We start from the raw sequence: 19062 nt of genomic DNA, 5'->3' as shown, positions 1-19062 counted from the left end.
AGCCTGAGGCTACTTCGCTTTCAGGCTTGCTTCATCAAATTGGAACTGAACTGTATACCAGTGATCATACGGTACTCCGCCAAGGACCAAACCAGGCACAATGACGTGTGTATAAGCGCTGATCTTCTGGGACAAGTCCCCTACCTCGAATTGAACGACACGTGTATCGCCGGATGTCGAGATCACTTCTACGTCTTTCAGGCTGCCATTTTGCTCTACTTGTAGAGTCGGCATCCAAGAGCTGTTTTTCAAAGTGACTTGGATATAGCGCTTGTCTCCCTTTTCAATTAGTATGGCTGGCTTGTCGAGATAACCGTCCATAACGGAAGCTTCACTCGTTTTGTCTTTAAATACATTGTAATTAATCGTATATTGCTTCTCGGAAGCCGTTTGAACCGGTTGCTCAACTACTGGTTTTGTTTCAGCCACAGATACAGTTGTTTCTACTGCCTTGTCCGTAGAAGCTGCTGTCGGTTCAGTTGCGGTTGCAATGGTAGCTGCATGGACTCCCTCACCTTTAAGCGATGCACGGTCAAATTGAATCTGTCCGCCGAATTTCTCATTTAGAATGTATTTCTCAGGCAGATATACCTCTGTGTACACACTCAACTTCTTATCCAGATCAGGTACTTCGAACGCAATCGTGTGCGTGTTATCTTTGCTGTCCGAACCCATAATCATCGGATTGGCATAACGGCCTTCAAAATCCGTCTGGAATAGCTTCAAAGCCTGGTTGTCCGTAACGGTTACATGGGCCTGAACCTTACCATTTTTCACAATCAACTTCGCTAGACTCTGTACAAAAGGAGCCACCAGAGAATCCTTGTCCGTTCCGTTCGCCAGCACACGGAAGTTCGCACTGTACTCTCCATCCGCTAAGTTATTTTTCCCCTGTTCTACTTCGTCTGCTTTGGTTTCGTTGTGATAAGATACATTACTGGTATCGAATTTTAATTCAAAATCATATACCTTTTCTACTCGATCCTCCGCCTTGAAAACCATCGGAGCGCTACTTGCCACTTTAGGAGCTTCATAGACAACCAGTTGACCTTTTACATTATTCTTAAAGTCACTTACGCCAAAACGAACGTCCTTCGTATTGCTTGCTGCATCTTCCTGGGTCACTTCTGCATCTCGATAACCTCCACTTGCATTATCCCAAATGCGCAGCGCCTTAACTTCATTGCTGTTTTGCAGCTTCAGACCTACAAACCGTTTGTCGCCTTCCACGACCAATTGCGCTGGTTCATTGGTGATGAAACGTTGAGCCGGAGATTCAGAACCTGTAATACCATCTGGCAGCACAATGCTGAATTTCAATGCATATTTACCATTGGCAAGCTTGTCGAAATCCAATTTAACGATAGGATCAGCCGCCCCTGAAGAGGTAGGCTCAACAAAGCTGCGAATGGTAGCAGGCTCGAATTGGAACTGCACATCATATACGTGGTCGTAAGGGATGCCACCCAAATCCAATCCAGGTACGATGACATGCGTATTCACTGTCACTTTATCCGACAGATTTGGCACTTCAAATTGTACTGTTCTTGTATCTGCAGAGGTGGACTGTTCAACCACCTGAGCTTCAGAACCATTTACTTTAAACGTTTTAATCCAGCTGCTCTTGTCCATTTTAATCTGAATCACATTTTTTCCGGACTGTCTTAACAACGTGGCTGGTTTCTGCATATAGCCATCCATCACAGATATTTCATTACTTCCATTTTTTAGTACGGAGAAATCAATGCTGTATCTGCCGTTTTCAGTCACGGGAGTTGTGCCGCCGTCTGTTCCTTTTACCGCAATGCTGCTGCGGTCAAATTGCAGACGAAGCTTATGATCCATCTCATAAACCCCACCTGGATAGGTCGTGCTCACATGTACCTGTGCATTCAGAATAGCGTCCAAATCCGCCACTTTGAATTTCACAACACGCGTATCTGCTTTCTTGTCCACGCTTACGATATCTGCATCTGTTAACGTTCCGTTTTGTTCTGTTTTGAACTCCGTCACCGTTGCGCTATCTTTAATGGTAAAGGAGGCTTCATACTTGCCTTTCAATGCCGTCAGTGTCGCTGGAGATAATAAGTATTGCGCCATGGCTGATTTTTGATCCTTTGTTGCGTGCAATGCATCGAATTGGATTGAATACGTTCCATCAGCTAAAACCTTTCCTGGCGTCCCAGGATCAACCGGGGATGGAGTATTAGTAATGCTGCTCTTGTCAAATTGCAGACGAAGCTTATGATCCATTTCATAAACCCCACCTGGATAGGTCGTGCTTACATGTACTTGTGCATTCAAAATCGCGTCCAAATCCGCTACTTTAAATTTCACAACACGCGTATTGGCTGTCTTGTCTTCACTTACAATATCCGCATCTGTTAACGTTCCGTTTTGTTCTGTTTTGAACTCCGTTACTGTGGTGCTGTCTTTAATGGTAAAGGAAACTTCTTTTTGCCCCTTCGATACCGTCAAAGTCGCTGGAGACAACAGATATTGTGCCATGGCTGACGCTTGATCTTTTGTGGCATGCAGTGCGTTAAAGTTAATCGAGTACGTTCCATCCGCCAAATCTGAGGGTGCGGGTACAGAAGCCAGCTGAAGATCTACATTATAAGTATGCACGTAGCCTAGCTCAGGCCAGTTGATGCTTACCCATGCGCTTAACTTAGCTGGTATTTCTTTAACCTCGAATTCAATAACTCGTGTATTCGCAGCTTTGTCTTCACTTACTGTAGCAACATTAGTTAATACTCCATTTTGTTCTACTTTAAAGCCGTCAATTTGTTTGCTGTTTTTTAAAGTGAACTGTACATATTTCTTGCCCTTACGTTCAACCAGAGTACCCGGTTTTTCTGTATATCCATCCATCATGGACTTTTCACTTGAACCGTCTTTTAACAGCGTGAAGTCCAGATTTGACGTTACTGGAGATGGGCCATTGTCTGATCCCGAGATACTGTTTTTATCGAACTGAAGACGAAGCTTATGATCCATCTCATAAACCCCACCTGGATAGGTCGTGCTCACATGTACTTGTGCATTCAAAATCGCGTCCAAATCCGCTACTTTAAATTTCACAACACGCGTATTGGCTGTCTTGTCCTCACTTACAATATCCGCATCTGTTAACGTTCCGTTTTGTTCTGTTTTGAACTCCGTTACTGTGGTGCTGTCTTTAATGGTAAAGGAGACTTCTTTTTGCCCCTTCGATACCGTCAGAGTCGCTGGAGACAACAGATATTGTGCCATGGCTGACGCTTGATCTTTTGTGGCATGCAGCGCGTTAAAGTTAATCGAGTACGTTCCATCCGCCAAATCTGAGGGTACGGGTACAGAGGCCAGCTGAAGATCTACATTATAAGTATTCACGTAGCCCAGCTCAGGCCAATTGATGCTTACCCATGCGTTCAGCTTGGCAGGCAGATCTTTTACTTCAAACTCGATCATTCGTGTATTCGCAGTTTGATCTTCACTTACAACAGAGGTGTCGGTTAACACTCCATTTTGCTCTACCTTGAAACCATCAATCTGCTTACTGTTCTTTAATGTAAATTGGACATATCGTTTACCACCACGCTCAATTAGAGAGCCTGGTTTCTCCGTATACCCATCCATCATTGACTTTTCATTGCTTTCATCTTTCAAAAGGGTAAAATCCAAATCAGCGAGTTTCTCTCCTGTATTAGGAGGCGTTACCGGTGGTGTTACAGGTGGAACCGTTGGATTCTCGGTTGAGTTTTTAAGTCTCAAACTGGAAGGATCAAACTCAATCCATTCCTTCACTGAACGGTCTGGATCGGTATCTACATACCATGGAGAACTGCTATTAAATCCAAACTCCGTATTTACATTTTGATGAAAATCATAAACATCGAAGCTTACAGTCCCGGAAGTTTTTCCAGAATCCACCTCTATTTTTGCGGGAACCGTTTCCCCGTTTTGTTCTACTAAAAATTTCGATAGACCTTGAGTTTCCGCAAACTTAAATGAAAAATGGAATTTTCCATCCTTAATGATCAAATCTCCAGGATAGGTATAGTTTGTTTTGAAGCTCGAATCTCTGGTGCTACCGCTGACTGTCTTTCTTAAAGGTTTGTAATCAATCAGGTATTCTCCATCTGCATAAGTCGCATCAGTAGTGGTTATAGCGTTGGTAGGCTCAGCATATGTGCTAGGCCCTTCTACCGGAATCTCATAAGTAGCATAAGTAGCACTAGTCACTGTAGTGCTTGAATCGGGCAAATTCGACGTAGTTGACTCACCCTCTGGTGTTGCTCCTACGTATGGTGAAAATAAAGAAAACAACATTAGAACAGCAGCAAATGTCGTTATAAATTTGTTAAATCGGCTTTTCAAGGTGATGTATCCCCCTACTTAAAATATACTCATTTGGAGCTTTAAAACTAAGTTCCAAATGAGTATTCAATTCAGAATTATATTTTCAAAAAGAAGTCTTAGATATCGCTGTCGTCGAATTGGAATTGAACAACATAGTCGTGATCGTACGGAATACCACCAGTGTATTCTGCCGGCACACTTACATGCAGTTTAACGTTCAATTTTTGAGACGGGCTAGTTACAGGGAATTCGACTATTCTTGTATCTCCTGATGTGCTTACCACAGTCGCATTCACATACTGACCGCTTTGTTGAGTTTTGAATTCAGTAACCCAAGCACTTTTGGTAATAGCTACTCTCACTTTATATTGACCATTCGTAACAATCAGTGTGGCTGGTTTTTTCACATAACCATTTGTATCCATATAAGATGGCTGAGTGGTTCCATCTTTATAAACGGTATAAGGCAATTGATACGTTCCATTAGGCAAAGCCGCATTCACCTTATTGGCAGAAAATGGAGCTAGTACCACAAAAACAAGCGCTGCCATCAATACAGTAAGCATTACTTTTTTCAAAGACAATTTTTCCATACGATTCATAATCATGTTCATGTTCTTAATCTCCTTTTACGTTTTATTTTGGATTAGATTTCGTCGAATTGCAGTTGTACATCATACTTGCCTGTGTAGCCGATTACTGGAATGGTGATCTCAGCGTAAGCATTCACTTTTGCATTCAGATCAGCAACTTCGAATTCCACTACACGAGTGTTGTTCGCAGTATCTGTGCTTACTACAGTTGCATCTTGCAGTACGCCATTTTGCTCTACTTTGAACGTTGTAATCAGATTGCTGCTTTTCACAGTCAGACGAACGACATTTTTGCCGTTAGCTACCGTAACCTGAGCAGGCTTCGTCAGGTAGCTATCCAATCGAGAAGTCTCATTGGTTTGATCCTTCAGAACGGTGTAGTCTACGTTGTACGTGCCGTCTACTGCTGCCGCTTTAGCTGAGAATGGAGCAACAAGTGCAAAAACAAGCGCTGTCATGATCAATGCTACGAATACCTTCTTAAAAGAAAATTGCTCAAAGCGATTCATTACCATATTCATATCTACACACACTCCTCCATTTTTTATGCTTGAATTTATGTTGATTTTATGAACGATAGAGATGGCTTGAATTTACTTCTTGGAAGATTTAGTTGATTTTGCTGACTGTACGGCTGCTACTTTTTTGACACTTTTGGAATCAAAAGCGAAGCGGATCGTATAGTCATGATCGTAGTTATACGCAGGGACAGTAACATGGATTTTAGAGATTAGCGGGCTGTTCACACTCGTAATTGGAAATTGTACGGTGCGGGTATCGGTTTTGGCATCCTTATGGATGACCTTGGTATCGATGATTTTGCCTTTGTAATCTACTTTAAACCCGGTTGTCCATTCGCTATGATTCAGTTTAATTTGCATGGTCATTTGACCTTTTTTCACATACAACTTAGCTGGTTTTTCAAAATAATCATTAGCCATGGACACCGAATCATTTTCTGCCTTGAGGATATTGTATTTGAGCGTGTATGTACCATCCGCCAATTTTGGAGAAGCCGCAGCGGCTCCTACAGATGACGAAGTTGGCCAAAAGCTCAGCACACTCACCAGCAGAAACACAGCAATAATTGCAGAATACCCCTTCTTCATTTTGACAGCAGTCCCTCCCCACGAGAATATAAGTAATTGATTATCATTCTCAATTGATAATTAAAAAAAATAGCTCTTTTTGAGCTGTGTCTTCCCACCTTTCCATTCCAGAATTTCGCAAAATAAAGTAAACCCATCACCAATATATCTTACACTTTTCGAAAATGTCAATATGTATTTGCATGTACATAACCCCTTGATATATGCTATTTTTTAAGAAAAATTTGTGGTTCCTTCTTCTATAAGTAGAATAGCTACCTCTTATTTTTAGTTCAAAATTTATTTAAAAATTTGCTTTTTTCAATTGACAATCCCCAGTGATATTCATTATCATTCTCTTATACATAAATGAAAATGATTATCATTATTGTTTAACTTAAAAATTGCAGGAGGAATAACATGAAATCTTATGTGTTGTGGTCGTCCGCAGCGCTTTTATTGGCAGTTACCGGATGTAGTAATGGTGCCTCGACCGCAGATCACAAACCAACCAGTGCATCCGTATCTGCCACTTCTGGCGCGACAAGCAGTGCGGCGATTCAAGTTACTGATTTTTCAAAACGGACGTTGGCGTTTCAAAAGGTCCCTCAACATATCATTGCGCTTAGTAATGGCGATCTGGATATTATATACGCATTGGGTGGAACTGCTGTGGGCAAGCCCACCTCCAATGGACCTTCCGTCGTACCTGCTGCTGAGAACGTTCAGCAAGTAGGCTCCACTCATGAAGTCGATTTGGAGAAAATTACGATGCTCAAACCGGATGTCGTGCTAGGCAACTATCCTATGAATGAAAAAGACATTCCAGCTATTGAAGGAGTCGGTTCACAGTTATTGCTGACGGGAGCCAATTCAGTTCACGATATTCAGTCGCAAATTACGCTGTTCGGACAATTACTGCAAAAGCAGGCTCAGGCCGTGAAGCTAAACCAGCAAATTGACCAACAAGTAGCCAAGTTGCAAAAGGAAACCGCTTCTGCCTCTAAACCGAAGGTGTTGCTGGTCTACGGAGCCCCGGCCACGTACATGGCGGCACTGCCGAATTCACTAAGCGGAAACATTCTGGAAGCTGCGGGTGGCTCTAACATCGCCGCTGATTTCCCGGGCCTGCAAAACTTCCCGCAATATGCGCAGCTGAACACAGAACGCATCATACAGGCTGACCCTGACTACATCTTCATCATGACTCATGGCAATACGGAAGATGTTAAAGCTGCATTTATAAAAGAAATGCAGGAAAATGCAGCCTGGAACGGAATCCGAGCAGTCAAAAACAATCAGGTCGAGGTTTTACCTTCAGATCTGTTCGGTACGAATCCGGGGACACGGGTCACTAAAGCGCTGGATTTGATGCATCAAAAGCTGTATCCGGCGAAATAGGCGATGGAGATGAACAAACTACAGCGCGCCAGAAGACGCACCATCGCCTGGATTACCCTCCCGATTCTACTGCTGGCCGTCTCTGTGTACGGTCTGGCCTACGGTTCGGTGTCGATTCCACTTCAAGAAATCAATCATGTTTTGCTACATAATGATGAATCTACCTATCGCACGATCCTGATGGATCTCCGGCTACCTAGAGTATTAGTAGGTTTACTGGTGGGAGCTTGTCTCGCAGCTTCTGGAGCACTTCTTCAAGGTGTCATGAAAAATCCATTGGCTGACCCTGGCATTATTGGTGTATCGGCTGGAGGTGGACTTGCCGCCGTCATTACGATGGTGATGCTTCCACAGCTCAGCTACCTCCTTCCGATAACCGCCTTTTTGGGAGCCTTTCTGAGTGCAATCGTCATTTATCTGCTGGCTTGGGACCGAGGGGCTTCTCCTGTCAAAATTGTGCTGGCTGGCGTTGCGATCAACGCGCTTCTGGGCGCACTCACCAACGGCGTAATGGTCATGTACAGCGACCGCGTACAGGCCGTACTTCCTTGGCTATCCGGCGGGTTAAACGGACGAAGCTGGCATCATCTAGAGTTTATGGCGCCTTACGCCATCATTGGATTAATCGCCTCTCTGTTTGCGATTAAACCTGCTAATTTACTGCTGCTGGGCGACGATTCAGCACAGCTGCTTGGCCAGCGAGTAGAGCTTCAACGTATGCTCATTATCCTGCTGTCTGCCCTGCTCGCCGGTACGGCGGTCAGTGTAGCCGGACTGATCGGCTTTGTAGGACTGGTCGTCCCCCATGTCATACGGCTGCTAATCGGGGAAGATTATCGTTTCCTCCTCCCCCTTTCCATTGTGGGCGGCGGAACGCTGGTTGTCCTGGCAGATACGGTGGCACGATCCTGGTTTGACCCGATTGAACTGCCTGTAGGTATTTTGCTGGCCGTCATCGGGGCACCGTTCTTCTTAATCCTGCTCAAGAAACGGGGGAGTTTCGGATGACGGCCATTCAGGGGGAGCATATCTCCTTAAAACGTGGGTATTTCCAGCTGGATGATGTGAATATCACCTTGCCCGCTGGTCAGCTCACCGCGATCGTCGGACCAAACGGTTCGGGCAAGTCCACGCTTTTGCGGATTATGACCCGGCTGCTCAAGCAGGATCAGGGTCAGGTTTCCGTACTGGGCAAGCCTGTGCAGGAATACAAGCGGCGTGATTTTGCCCAGACGATTACAATGCTACCGCAAATGAAGGATATGCTGCCGTTATTGACGGTCCGCGAGCTGGTCGCTTACGGAAGATCTCCTCATGCCAAGGGCTTGAGGGTACGCCATACCGGACAGGACCAGCAAATCGTAGACCATGTCATGAAGATCACGGGCATCAAGCCCTATGCAGATCGAATGTTCCATACTCTATCAGGAGGTGAACAACAAAAAGCGCGTATTGCAATGGCTTTGGCCCAACAAACAGGTATTCTTTTGCTCGATGAACCGACTACTTTTCTGGATATCGCCCACCAATTTGAAGTTATGGATATGCTGCGGCGTATCAATCACGAGTCCGGCTTGACGATTGTTATGGTACTGCATGATTTGCAGCAAGCTGCGGCCTATTGTCATCATATGATTGCGCTTAAAAAGGGACGAATCGCCGTTGTCGGCGAACCCCGTGAGATTTTGACGCCTGCCTTTCTTCGCGACATTTATGAAATGAACGCTACCATCAAATTTGAGGATGGCTATCCGGTTATTATACCGACCATACCACATCATTCAGGAGGAATTTAATATGGTTATCGTTACAAACACATCTAAAATCACACCGGGCAATGCACATCTACTCATCGAAAGATTTAACAAAGAAGGAAAAGTTGAAAAAATGGAGGGATTTCTCGGTCTGGAAGTGCTGCTGACTGAAAACACGGAGGATTATGAGGAAGTAACGATCAGTACACGCTGGAAAGAAAAAGAGAATTTCCAAGGCTGGACGAAAAGCGAAGCTTTCCGCGAATCCCATAGCCACCGTCAAATTCCGGACTATATTATTGAAAATAAAATCACGTTCTATGAAGTTAAAATCGTTCGTCATCCCATCGCAATCGACTCCTCTTTGGCGAGTGATACGGAAGCCGTTTAATCTTTTGCATCACAGCCTAAAAACAAACAAAGCGACTCCGCAGACAACATCAATTGTCCGCAGAGTCGCTTTGTTTATCAGGATTTTGCAAAATTCGATTCCAGTCGCTCCGAAGTGCAAGATATAGACGAACTAAACCATTTCGATCTATATCTTATTCATTGGAAGTCACTTATTGGATTTTTGCAAAATCCTCTTATATAAGGATTATGTCGAATCCCTCAGACTGTAGTTGAGCAGCGGCGCCTAATTTTCAGCGTCTCTCCGTGCCCTAGTACATGAATGCGTTCCTTCGCAATACCCATGCGCTCCCGCTCCGCTTCGAGACGATCCAGCGCCTCTCTTGGCGTATCATCCGCCAGCTTGAAAGCTCCGTAGTGCATCGGAATCATCTGATCTGCACCGCAATCTACAAACCCTTGCAATGCCTCCTCCGGTGTCACGTGCTGCGAGGTCATGAACCATTCCGGTTCATATGCGCCAATCGGCATAAAGGTCAGGTCAATGGCAAAGCGCTCGCCAATCTCCTTAAACCCACGAAAATATCCAGTGTCCCCCACAAAATACAACGTCGGTGTATGCTCTGAATCTGTATTCGAATCAGGATGAGATTTCGTGACGGACGTGGCAGAGCCAATCACCTGCTGCTCATTTTGCAGAACGTATCCACCCCAATGCGAAGTGTTGGTATCAAACGGCGTGCGTCGTGTCCAATGCTGGGCTGGAACAAACGTAAACCGTACCCCTCCTACCGTAAAATGCTCCCACCATTGCAGCTCATGACAGTTACGAAAACCTTTGCGGATCATTTTCGCCTTTAACCCCGAGGGTACAAGCATCAGCGTATCTGCACGATATAATTTCCGTAAGGATTCTAAATGTAAATGATCATAGTGTGAATGAGACAGCAGAATGATGTCCAGTGGTGGTACATCCTGGATGCGAATGCCGGGCGGGGCCAACCTTTTATCAAAAGCCATACGCTCTGCCCACACCGGATCGGTGACGATATTCAGCCCAAGATACTGGATGAAAAAGGTGGAATGTCCCACCCAGGTGGCTGTCGCCATCTCCCGATTGCTATGCAGAAACTCCAGCTCCGGGGGATGGTTGGGCACAACGAACGTATAATCCTTTATTTTGCTGCGTCGCTCTTGCCGCCATTGTCTGAATTGCTTAATGGTTTTATCAGTATTTACATGATCCATATTGTTAAAACGAACTTTGGGCATGATGCAGCTCCCTCCCTGATGAACCCGTTCTCCGAAAAACGCAGCGGTTCAATTTAACTATATATTGTCATTCGAGTGTGAACATAAAATGATGCAACATCCTGATCTATGTAAAGTATAATTCAATCACGTCTGTAAAGGAAATTCTGCGATAATACAGCAAAAACAGCCCTCCCGGATCAATCAGGAAGGCCTGTTCCACCTGTTGTTGTCAGTCTTGTGGATTTTTAAAGCGTGCCGAATAAATAAACAAAAACACAATCGCCACGACAATAATGATAGGTGACTCGTACATAATCGTAAAATGCTCGAAAGCAGCCACTCTAACTCACCCTTTCTTCCCTTCATGTCCGCGCACATATTTTGCATCGAACAGAAACAATCTTAATATCAGGATCAGCGAAGGGATCAGCACCAGCAGACCCGCAACAAACGCCGTAATCAACGCATACGCCATCGTAGAATTTGTAAAGCTGTCGTAGACATTAATGTAGGGATACAGAACATACGGGAGATGCGAGCGGCCGTAGCCATACCAGGCAAATGCAAATTGCAGCATCACCAATATGAATGCCCCCCCCAGATGCCGCCGCTGCCATAGCAGATAAACTGCTCCCGCAAAGCATATGAAGGATGCAACAAACATCCAGGCTATGTTCAGCATATTGGTAAAATGATCTGGATTTTGTTTGTTAATCTGAAAAAATGCGAGCAGACTCGCAACAATCGTTGGGCCGCTCCAAAGCAGTGCATATCCCCGTACGATTTCAAAAGCGACCTTATCTCCCGCCCTCTTGGCATAAAAGGACAGAAACATCGCCGAGATATACAACACACTCACCAGCGCCAGTAAAATAACCGCCCACGTATAGGGATTACTTAATAGCTGCCCCCATTGCAGATGAACACCTGTGCTGTTCTCCACAATAATGCCGCCTTCCGATATAGCGAGGACCGTCGACAGTGCCGCTGGAATCAGCAACCCTGTCGCACCGTACAGCGCCATGTAGACGATATTATTTGTACCGGAATGCCCATACGTATTGTATGCATAATACACTCCCCGGATGGCAAGAAGTACAATCGCAATGCTGCCGGGAACGAGTAACGCCGTACCATAGTAATATGCCGCATCCGGGAAGAACCCGTTTAATCCCACCACAAAAAAGATGAGAAATACGTTTGTTACCTCCCACACCGGGGATAGATACCGTTGAATGATATTGTGGATTTTGTTCTGGTGGCCTGTTAACACACTGTAAAAGCTGAAAAAACCTGCACCAAAATCAATGGATGCCACAAGCAAATATCCGAACAGGAACGTCCACAAAATGGCGATACCTACAATTTCATAGCTCACTTGCCATCAGCCCCTTCCAGGCCGAGTTGTCTTATCTCTTCCACCGCATCCTTATTGCGGAATAGCTTGCTAAGTACCTTAATGGCCGAGAAACACAACACCAGATACAAAATAACAAACAACACCAGCATCCACCCGACACTCGTAGAAGTGGTTGCTGCTTCGGACACCTTCATATATCCGCGTAAAATCCACGGCTGTCTACCGACCTCAGCGAACATCCATCCGAGCTCAATAGCTACCATCGCCATCGGCCCCACCAGAATGAGCGCCAACAGCAGCCATCTGGGGTATGGTTTGCGACCTGGCAAACGCTTACGGATCAGATACAGCAGTGGGATGACGAGAATCAGCACCCCTGTGGTGATTTTGAGGTCAAACATATAATGAATAGACAGCGGCGGACGCTCCTCCACCGGATAGTCATTTAACCCCTTAACCTCCGTACTGGGCAAATTACCAGCCAACACACTAAGTGCATAAGGCACTTTCAGCGCATACTTGATTTCACCGTTCTTATCCATGTATCCGCCATATACGAAGGGCGCGTGCGTCATCGTATCAAAATGCCATTCGGCGGCGGCCAGCTTCTCTGGCTGATATTTGGCCAGAAATTTACCGGATGCATCTCCAATCATCACTGTACTGATGGCAAACACAATGGTACAGGTGGCAGTCAGCTTCAGCGCCTTTTTGAAATAAGGGTGATTACGCCCCCGCAGCATACTGTAAGCAGCCAGTCCCATCAGCACCCCAGCGCTCAATGTATACGAAGAAGCCAGTACATGAGAAACTTTGGTCGGGGTGGCCGGATTTAGCATGGCCTGAATGGGATGAATATCAGTCATGACTCCATTTCTGAGTGTAAAGCCTTGAGGTTGGTTCATGAACGAGTTCACAGTCGTAATAAAAACCGCTGATGCAGATGAGGCAATCGCTACCGGGATGAGCAGCATCAGGTGAAAATATTTACTTTTAAACCGATCCCAGGTATACAAATAGATGCCCAGGAATATAGCTTCGATGAAAAAAGCAAACGTCTCCAAAAACAGGGGCAGCGCAATCGCTTGTCCAGCCACCCGCATAAAGGTGGGCCAAAGCAAACTGAGCTGCAAACCAATGGCGGTGCCTGTAACGACACCCACGGCAACGGTAATAACAAAACCTCGCGCCCACCGTCGGGCCAGCAGGGTATAATGCGGATCACCGGTTCGCAGTCCTCGCCATTCTGCTAGTGCAATCATTAAGGGGACGCCAACGCCGATAGATGCAAATACGATATGAACAAACAGGGTAATTCCGGTCAGCATCCGGCTTAGCAATACAGGGTCCAGTGAAGACAAATGGGTTTCACTCCTTCATTTCACATTTTAAACTTCGTGGATCACTCTGGATTACCAACTAAGGAGTCAAGCGAGCTATGCTTTTAATTACGGCATATAGCATAATGGCCGCAATTACTATACATACAATAATGAGCGTTCTTTCCTGCTTGCGGAACATAGGAACGCCTCCTTCACTTATCTATTGGCGCATTTTGGTAACCTATTCACAGTTTGGTTCATTCTACCGAGTTTTAACCCTGCTTCTACATTGAATGTAGCAGTATTTCTTTTTAGATATTGTTTTATGCATTTCAATACGCTATATTGATATATAGTTAGATAACCTAATTATATGAAAAGAGTGAACGTATGCCGCCAAAACAAAGTAAGCGGGACACCGTCCAGCAACCTCTTCCCCGTCTGGGTCCAGAACCTTATCTGGAGTTAATGGATCAAACCGCCCTTGCAGGAACGGACCGACAACTTGCCCGCATGGGTCTCTTCTTGCTATGGACGAGCGATAACGTGCTCGACGCGATCGATCTAGATCTATCTGCTTACGGCCTCACAGAGAGTAAGCTAGATCTGTTGTTGCTGTTGACACTGCACCAATCTCAGGCTCAGATGAGCCCCTCTATGATTGCCGACCGTCTAGGAATCCGGCGTGCATCTGTTACATCCCTCCTGGACTGGACAGAGCAACGAGGATGGATTATCAGAGAACATAATTCTACAGATCGACGCAAAATTCATGTACGCATTACAGAAGCGGGTTCTCATCTTGTACAGCAGGTGCTCCCTGTTTTTTGGTCTTCCTGTGCTTCCCTAGCGAGTATTTTGGAGCCTGAGGAGCAGGTCGTTTTTTCGCGGATTATAGAAAAAATCCATCATCATATGGAAGGCAGACTGGGGGTGGGTAGATAATTTTTTTTAAGCATATAATTAGGTTATCTAATATATTTAATTGTTTGTATTAACAAGTTGCTTACTTTATGATTAAGGAGTGTTTAATTGATGAGTAAATTACGAACCCGTCATACCGTTATACAGAAAGGAAATGTGGCTCTCCCTTATGCATGGATGACTGTAATCCTATGCTGGTCAGCGGTTGCCATTATGTCCAGCCTGTATGTAACGATCCCTTTGGTCCCTCTTTTTGCTAAAGTGTTTGGAAAAACGCTTGCTGAAGCAGCCCTACCGGGCAGTATCTTTTCCTTAGGCTTTGCGGCGGGATGTCTTGTTTATGGCGGATTGTCTGACCGCTTTGGACGAAAGCAGGTTATCGTCATCGGACTGCTCGCATTAACGATTATTTCGTTATCCATCAGCTTAACCAGTCAATATTCTGTATTAGTTATACTACGCTTGCTTCAAGGCTTTGCGGCAGCCACCTTTTCCCCCGTTGCTCTCGCATACGCCGTCGATATGTTTCCGGCCGAAAAACGGGTAACAGCTATCGGCTTTATCAGCACCGGTTTTCTAGTAGCGGGTATTGCTGGACAGGTATTTAGTATTGTCATCAGCGAACAAATGGGATGGAATATGGTATTTCGGATGCTAGGCGTTTTGTATGCAATTACCTTCCTAATCGTCCTTTTTTTCCTACCTAAAACCCCTTCCCCTCAACGAGGTGTTCGCATTTGGGCAGCTTTCAGTCAATTAGGGACCGTCCTGCGCTCGTATCCTTTATGGTTAACCTACACGGTCGCTTTTGTTCTCCTGATGTCCTTTGTGAGCATGTATACGGTTTTGGGTAGCTATCTTGGCGGCCCTGAATTTGGCCTAAATAGCCGACAGATGCTTTATGTCAGATCCGCTGGTATCATCGGCATGCTCCTTTCACCATTCGCCGGAAAGCTAGCCCAGAAATACGGTGTGCACCTTATATTACGTACAGCTCTTATTCTTTCCATTCTGAGTTTGGCGCTGATGGGAATGACGCATTCTCTGATAGCTATCGTAGTATGGAGTGTATGTTTTGTCAGCGGCATTGCCCTGAGTGTTCCTTCACTTATAGCAATCGTCGGCCAGCTCGGCGGTGCAGCCAGGGCTATAGCCGTCTCACTGTATACCTTCGTCCTGTTTGCCGGTACGAGTCTAGCCCCTACGCTTTCCATTCGTTTGATGGGAAATGGCGGCAATCAGACAACTACATTTATGCTGCTGGCAGCTGTTCTGTCTCTAGGCTTTATCGCCTCCCTGCTCATTCGCCGACAGCAGAACGATCCGCTAAAGCGGAATGCATAGTACAGCACCATTCTGCCTACTCCGTTTTCATGTTAATTTTTCGATTTCGGCTTATATAGCATCCTTTTTTTAATAAAAAAACCTCCATATTCATCAGACATGTTTACATGAATTAGTGTGAGATATGTCATTGTGTTTTTCTCACAAATGCGAACTTCTCTTTGGAGACATTCGCAGAATGAGTTACAATACAGATAAGCTATATATGGAGAACTTTTGAACAGGAGGCTGTACTGAGCTATGAAAATAACATCTATCGAGCCTACTCCCAGTCCGAACACCATGATGCTACATCTGGATGAGCAACTGGAAGCGGGTATCCGCAGAACATATACACGAGACAATGAGCGTTCCGCTCCCCCATTTATCCGGCGCATGCTGGGCATTGAAGGGGTCAAAAGCGTGTTTCACACGACCGACTTTGTAGCCCTTGACCGCAAAGGGAATGCAGATTGGTCCACCATTCTGGGTCAAGTCCGTGATCGGCTAGGCGAGGAAGGTGCTGACGCCAATTGGGATTTGCCAGAGGAAACCTCTGGAGAAGCATTTGGCGAAGCACAGGTTTTTGTGCAATTTTTTCGCGGCCTTCCTATGCAAATTCGAGTCAAGGCGGGGCAGCAGGAGGAACGAATTTCCTTGTCCGATCGCTTTGTGCAAGCCGTTACCCGTGTAGCGAGTGCAACGCTGATTAAGGAACGCAAGCTGAGTGATTACGGCGTCCGCTACGGTGAGCTGCCGGACATTGCGCGCGAGGTTGAGCAGGAACTGGAGGCAGCCTTTCCGCAAGAGCGGCTGGAGCAGATTATCCAACAGGCGATTGCCCATGGCGCAAACAACAGCGAATTCGTGGAGGAACGCCGCGAGTGGAGCGATGCCGAGCTGGAGCAGGCCCTGCAGCACGAGGATTGGCGCACACGCTACGCTGCGCTGGATCGGCTGGAGCCGACGCCTGAGCATTTGCCGCTTATCCGGCAAGCGCTGCATGACGACAAAATGCAGCTGCGGCGGCTGGGCGTCGTCTATCTGGGCGATATTCGCTCACCAGAGGCGATGGATCTACTTGCCGAGGCGCTGCGCGATCCTTCAGCGGCAGTACGCCGCACTGCAGGCGACACGTTGTCGGACATCGGCGACCCGGTCGCTACCAGCGCAATGATCGGAGCCCTGTCGGATAGCAGCAAGTTAGTGCGCTGGCGGGCGGCACGTTTTTTATACGAGGTAGGGACCGAGGATGCTCGTGATGCGCTGGAGAAGGCGGTCGATGATCCCGAATTCGAGGTCAGTCTGCAGGCTAAAATGGCGCTGGAACGCATCGAATCAGGCGAACAAGCCGCGGGCACAGTTTGGCAGCAGATGGCCAAGCGGAACTCTTAATTTAAGATTCTACGAGTGATTTTCAAAAAATTGTCGATTGTCATAAGATGTACAGGTACGATATACTGTAGTTCGCTATACAATAAAATATCATGTCATACACCTCATCAACCCTGTTTTATGATGAGGTAGAGGTCGCGGATGTAATCAGTACACCGGAGGAGACGCCAAGAGCCGTCTGAGATTCCAGTAGAAAGGTACACCCGCCGAAGTATGCGGAGCTGACTCTTTGTAAATACTCCGAATGCTGGGGCTGCTAACCGAAAGGAGCAGAACTGTCACACGCTGTCCTAACACAGACACGTGTGTTGAGCTATCTTGTTATAGAAGAAGGTATGGTGCGGAATGCATAGACAAAACCGCAGGCGTATTCCCTGCGGTTTTTTGATTTATATACTCCCCCTCCTTCTGGCTCTTGCCCTGACATGAAATACAATTTCATGAAGGAGTGTTTGAACGTGCAACACAAAGCAACACCTGACGCAACCTTGCGTAAAAGTCTCAAAGCCCGCCATATGACGATGATCGCCCTCGGCGGCTCTATCGGAACAGGCCTGTTCCTCGCCAGTGGAGGCGCGGTTGCCGAAGCTGGACCCGGTGGTGCCCTGCTGGCTTATGCAGCAGTTGGCCTCATGGTCTACTTCCTTATGACCAGCCTCGGTGAGTTGGCTACATTTATGCCTGAATCCGGCTCTTTTAACACCTATGCAGGTCGCTTCGTCGATCCAGCTTTTGGTTTCGCCATGGGCTGGAACTTCTGGTACAACTGGGCGGTGACGATTGCTGCCGAATTAGCAGCAGCGACCGTGCTCATCAAATATTGGTTCCCGGAAAGCCACTCTGCCTGGTGGAGTCTGTTATTCCTAGCCGTAATCTTCGCGCTGAACGCGTTGACAGTCAAAGGCTACGGTGAGTCTGAATACTGGTTCGCCATGATTAAAATTGTGACCGTGGTCATCTTTTTGACCGTAGGTGTGCTGATGATCTTCGGCATTATGGGTGGCCCTGCGGTCGGCTTTGCCAACTTCACGGTAGGAGACGCCCCGTTCCATGGCGGATTCTTTGCTGTATTGGGCGTATTCATGGCAGCGGGCTTTTCCTTTCAGGGAACGGAGCTGATTGGGGTAGCCGCTGGTGAGAGCGAAAATCCGCGTGAAAATGTGCCGCGCGCCATCCGTCAAATCTTTTGGCGCATCCTGTTCTTTTATATTCTCGCGATTCTCGTGATTGGATTGATCATTCCGTACACCAATCCGAATCTGCTGCGGGGAGATATCAGTGACATCGGGGTCAGCCCGTTCACGCTCGTATTTGAAAAAGCAGGGCTTGCGATTGCTGCTTCTGTTATGAACGCCGTTATTTTGACTTCCGTATTGTCGGCAGGTAACTCAGGTATGTACGCGGCCACTCGGGTACTGTACGCTTTGGCACGCGAAGGTAAAGCCCCACGTTTCCTCGGACGTATCAATAGACGTGGCATTCCTATGAACGCGCTGCTGATCACGACCGCTGTCGGTATGCTAGCCTTTCTCGCCTCCCTGTATGGAGACGGTGTAGTCTATAACTGGCTGCTGAATGCTTCTGGAATGTGCGGATTTATTACGTGGGTCGGGATTGCAGTCAGCCATTATCGTTTCCGCCGTGCCTTTACTGCACAGGGTCACAGTCTGAGTGAGCTTCCATACAAAGCCCGTTGGTTCCCATTTGGCCCGTTGTTCGCCTTCGCTCTGTGTATCATTGTCATTATCGGGCAAGGGGCGGATGCCTTCACCGGACAGGAGATTGACTGGAAAACGATGATCGCTACGTACATGAGTGTGCCGCTGTTCCTTCTGCTGTGGCTCGGCTACAAATGGACCAAACGTACTAAAATCGTTCCATTAAAAGAATGTGATTTGAGCCCGGATGCTTCTTCGGATAAATAATAGAAAACAGTAAAAAAGCCCGTCGCCA

The 19062-nt window shown here is 46.5% G+C and carries 16 protein-coding genes and 1 riboswitch; of the genes, 8 read left to right on the top strand and 8 right to left on the bottom strand.

Features of this window, described 5'->3' with window-relative positions; genetic code table 11:
- Positions 1–9 precede the first annotated feature (9 nt).
- The 4 genes from AC5ELV_RS20295 to isdC all read right to left on the bottom strand — a co-directional run bounded on the left by AC5ELV_RS20295 (position 10) and on the right by isdC (position 6046).
- On the bottom strand, positions 10–4362 hold the full coding sequence (locus AC5ELV_RS20295) for an NEAT domain-containing protein (protein WP_493431610.1): 4353 nt from the start codon (positions 4360–4362) through the stop codon (positions 10–12).
- A 98-nt stretch (positions 4363–4460) separates the two neighbouring features.
- Positions 4461–4958, bottom strand: a complete 498-nt coding sequence (locus AC5ELV_RS20290) for an NEAT domain-containing protein (RefSeq protein ID WP_493431609.1) — start codon at positions 4956–4958, stop codon at positions 4461–4463.
- A gap of 32 nt (positions 4959–4990) precedes the next feature.
- Positions 4991–5458 carry an NEAT domain-containing protein gene (locus AC5ELV_RS20285; protein ID WP_493431608.1) on the bottom strand — a complete coding sequence of 156 codons (468 nt, stop codon included), beginning with the start codon at positions 5456–5458 and terminating at the stop codon, positions 4991–4993.
- A gap of 72 nt (positions 5459–5530) precedes the next feature.
- Complete coding sequence (gene isdC / locus AC5ELV_RS20280) at positions 5531–6046, bottom strand: heme uptake protein IsdC (protein ID WP_069012154.1); 516 nt, start codon at positions 6044–6046, stop codon at positions 5531–5533.
- A 399-nt stretch (positions 6047–6445) separates the two neighbouring features.
- Between isdC and AC5ELV_RS20275 the strand changes: the two genes are divergently transcribed.
- From AC5ELV_RS20275 to isdG, 4 genes are read left to right on the top strand one after another with little or no spacing between them, the layout of a single operon-like run.
- Entirely contained in the window at positions 6446–7426 is a 981-nt protein-coding gene (locus AC5ELV_RS20275) for an ABC transporter substrate-binding protein (protein WP_493431607.1), read from the top strand.
- Between the two features lie 9 nt (positions 7427–7435).
- Positions 7436–8434 (top strand): FecCD family ABC transporter permease, encoded by a 999-nt coding sequence (locus tag AC5ELV_RS20270; protein ID WP_493431606.1) that lies wholly within the window; start codon positions 7436–7438, stop codon positions 8432–8434.
- A complete protein-coding gene (locus AC5ELV_RS20265) occupies positions 8431–9222 on the top strand; it encodes an ABC transporter ATP-binding protein (RefSeq protein ID WP_493431605.1) in 792 nt (263 codons plus the stop codon). The genes AC5ELV_RS20270 and AC5ELV_RS20265 overlap by 4 nt, the downstream gene beginning before the upstream one ends.
- Position 9223: 1 nt before the next feature.
- Positions 9224–9571, top strand: coding sequence for a heme oxygenase (isdG, locus tag AC5ELV_RS20260; RefSeq protein WP_493431604.1), 348 nt, complete (start codon positions 9224–9226; stop codon positions 9569–9571).
- 221 nt (positions 9572–9792) lie between these two features.
- Here isdG and AC5ELV_RS20255 read toward each other — a convergent pair whose 3' ends face one another.
- The 4 genes from AC5ELV_RS20255 to AC5ELV_RS20240 form a co-directional block, all read right to left on the bottom strand.
- Positions 9793–10803, bottom strand: coding sequence for an MBL fold metallo-hydrolase (locus AC5ELV_RS20255; protein WP_493431603.1), 1011 nt, complete (start codon positions 10801–10803; stop codon positions 9793–9795).
- A gap of 211 nt (positions 10804–11014) precedes the next feature.
- Positions 11015–11125, bottom strand: coding sequence for a cytochrome bd oxidase small subunit CydS family protein (gene cydS, locus AC5ELV_RS20250; protein ID WP_007432143.1), 111 nt, complete (start codon positions 11123–11125; stop codon positions 11015–11017).
- A 6-nt stretch (positions 11126–11131) separates the two neighbouring features.
- On the bottom strand, positions 11132–12163 hold the full coding sequence (locus tag AC5ELV_RS20245) for a cytochrome d ubiquinol oxidase subunit II (protein WP_493431602.1): 1032 nt from the start codon (positions 12161–12163) through the stop codon (positions 11132–11134).
- Positions 12160–13506: a cytochrome ubiquinol oxidase subunit I gene (locus AC5ELV_RS20240; RefSeq protein WP_493431601.1), complete on the bottom strand. Its 1347-nt coding sequence runs from the start codon at positions 13504–13506 to the stop codon at positions 12160–12162. Before AC5ELV_RS20240 ends, AC5ELV_RS20245 begins: the two co-directional genes overlap by 4 nt.
- Positions 13507–13857: 351 nt before the next feature.
- On the opposite strand from AC5ELV_RS20240, the gene AC5ELV_RS20235 reads away from it, so the two are divergent.
- The 4 genes from AC5ELV_RS20235 (at position 13858) to AC5ELV_RS20220 (ending at position 19034) form a co-directional block, all read left to right on the top strand.
- Positions 13858–14412 (top strand): MarR family winged helix-turn-helix transcriptional regulator, encoded by a 555-nt coding sequence (locus AC5ELV_RS20235; protein ID WP_493431600.1) that lies wholly within the window; start codon positions 13858–13860, stop codon positions 14410–14412.
- A 90-nt stretch (positions 14413–14502) separates the two neighbouring features.
- Positions 14503–15735 carry an MFS transporter gene (locus AC5ELV_RS20230; protein WP_493431599.1) on the top strand — a complete coding sequence of 411 codons (1233 nt, stop codon included), beginning with the start codon at positions 14503–14505 and terminating at the stop codon, positions 15733–15735.
- A gap of 240 nt (positions 15736–15975) precedes the next feature.
- Positions 15976–17109: a virulence factor gene (locus tag AC5ELV_RS20225; RefSeq protein WP_493431598.1), complete on the top strand. Its 1134-nt coding sequence runs from the start codon at positions 15976–15978 to the stop codon at positions 17107–17109.
- Between the two features lie 121 nt (positions 17110–17230).
- Positions 17231–17433, top strand: a riboswitch (Lysine riboswitch).
- 134 nt (positions 17434–17567) lie between these two features.
- Positions 17568–19034 (top strand): amino acid permease, encoded by a 1467-nt coding sequence (locus AC5ELV_RS20220; RefSeq protein ID WP_348620600.1) that lies wholly within the window; start codon positions 17568–17570, stop codon positions 19032–19034.
- Positions 19035–19062: the final 28 nt, after the last annotated feature.

Source organism: Paenibacillus sp. NMA1017, from assembly GCF_058895805.1.
This window is presented reverse-complemented; position numbering and strand designations above follow the sequence as displayed.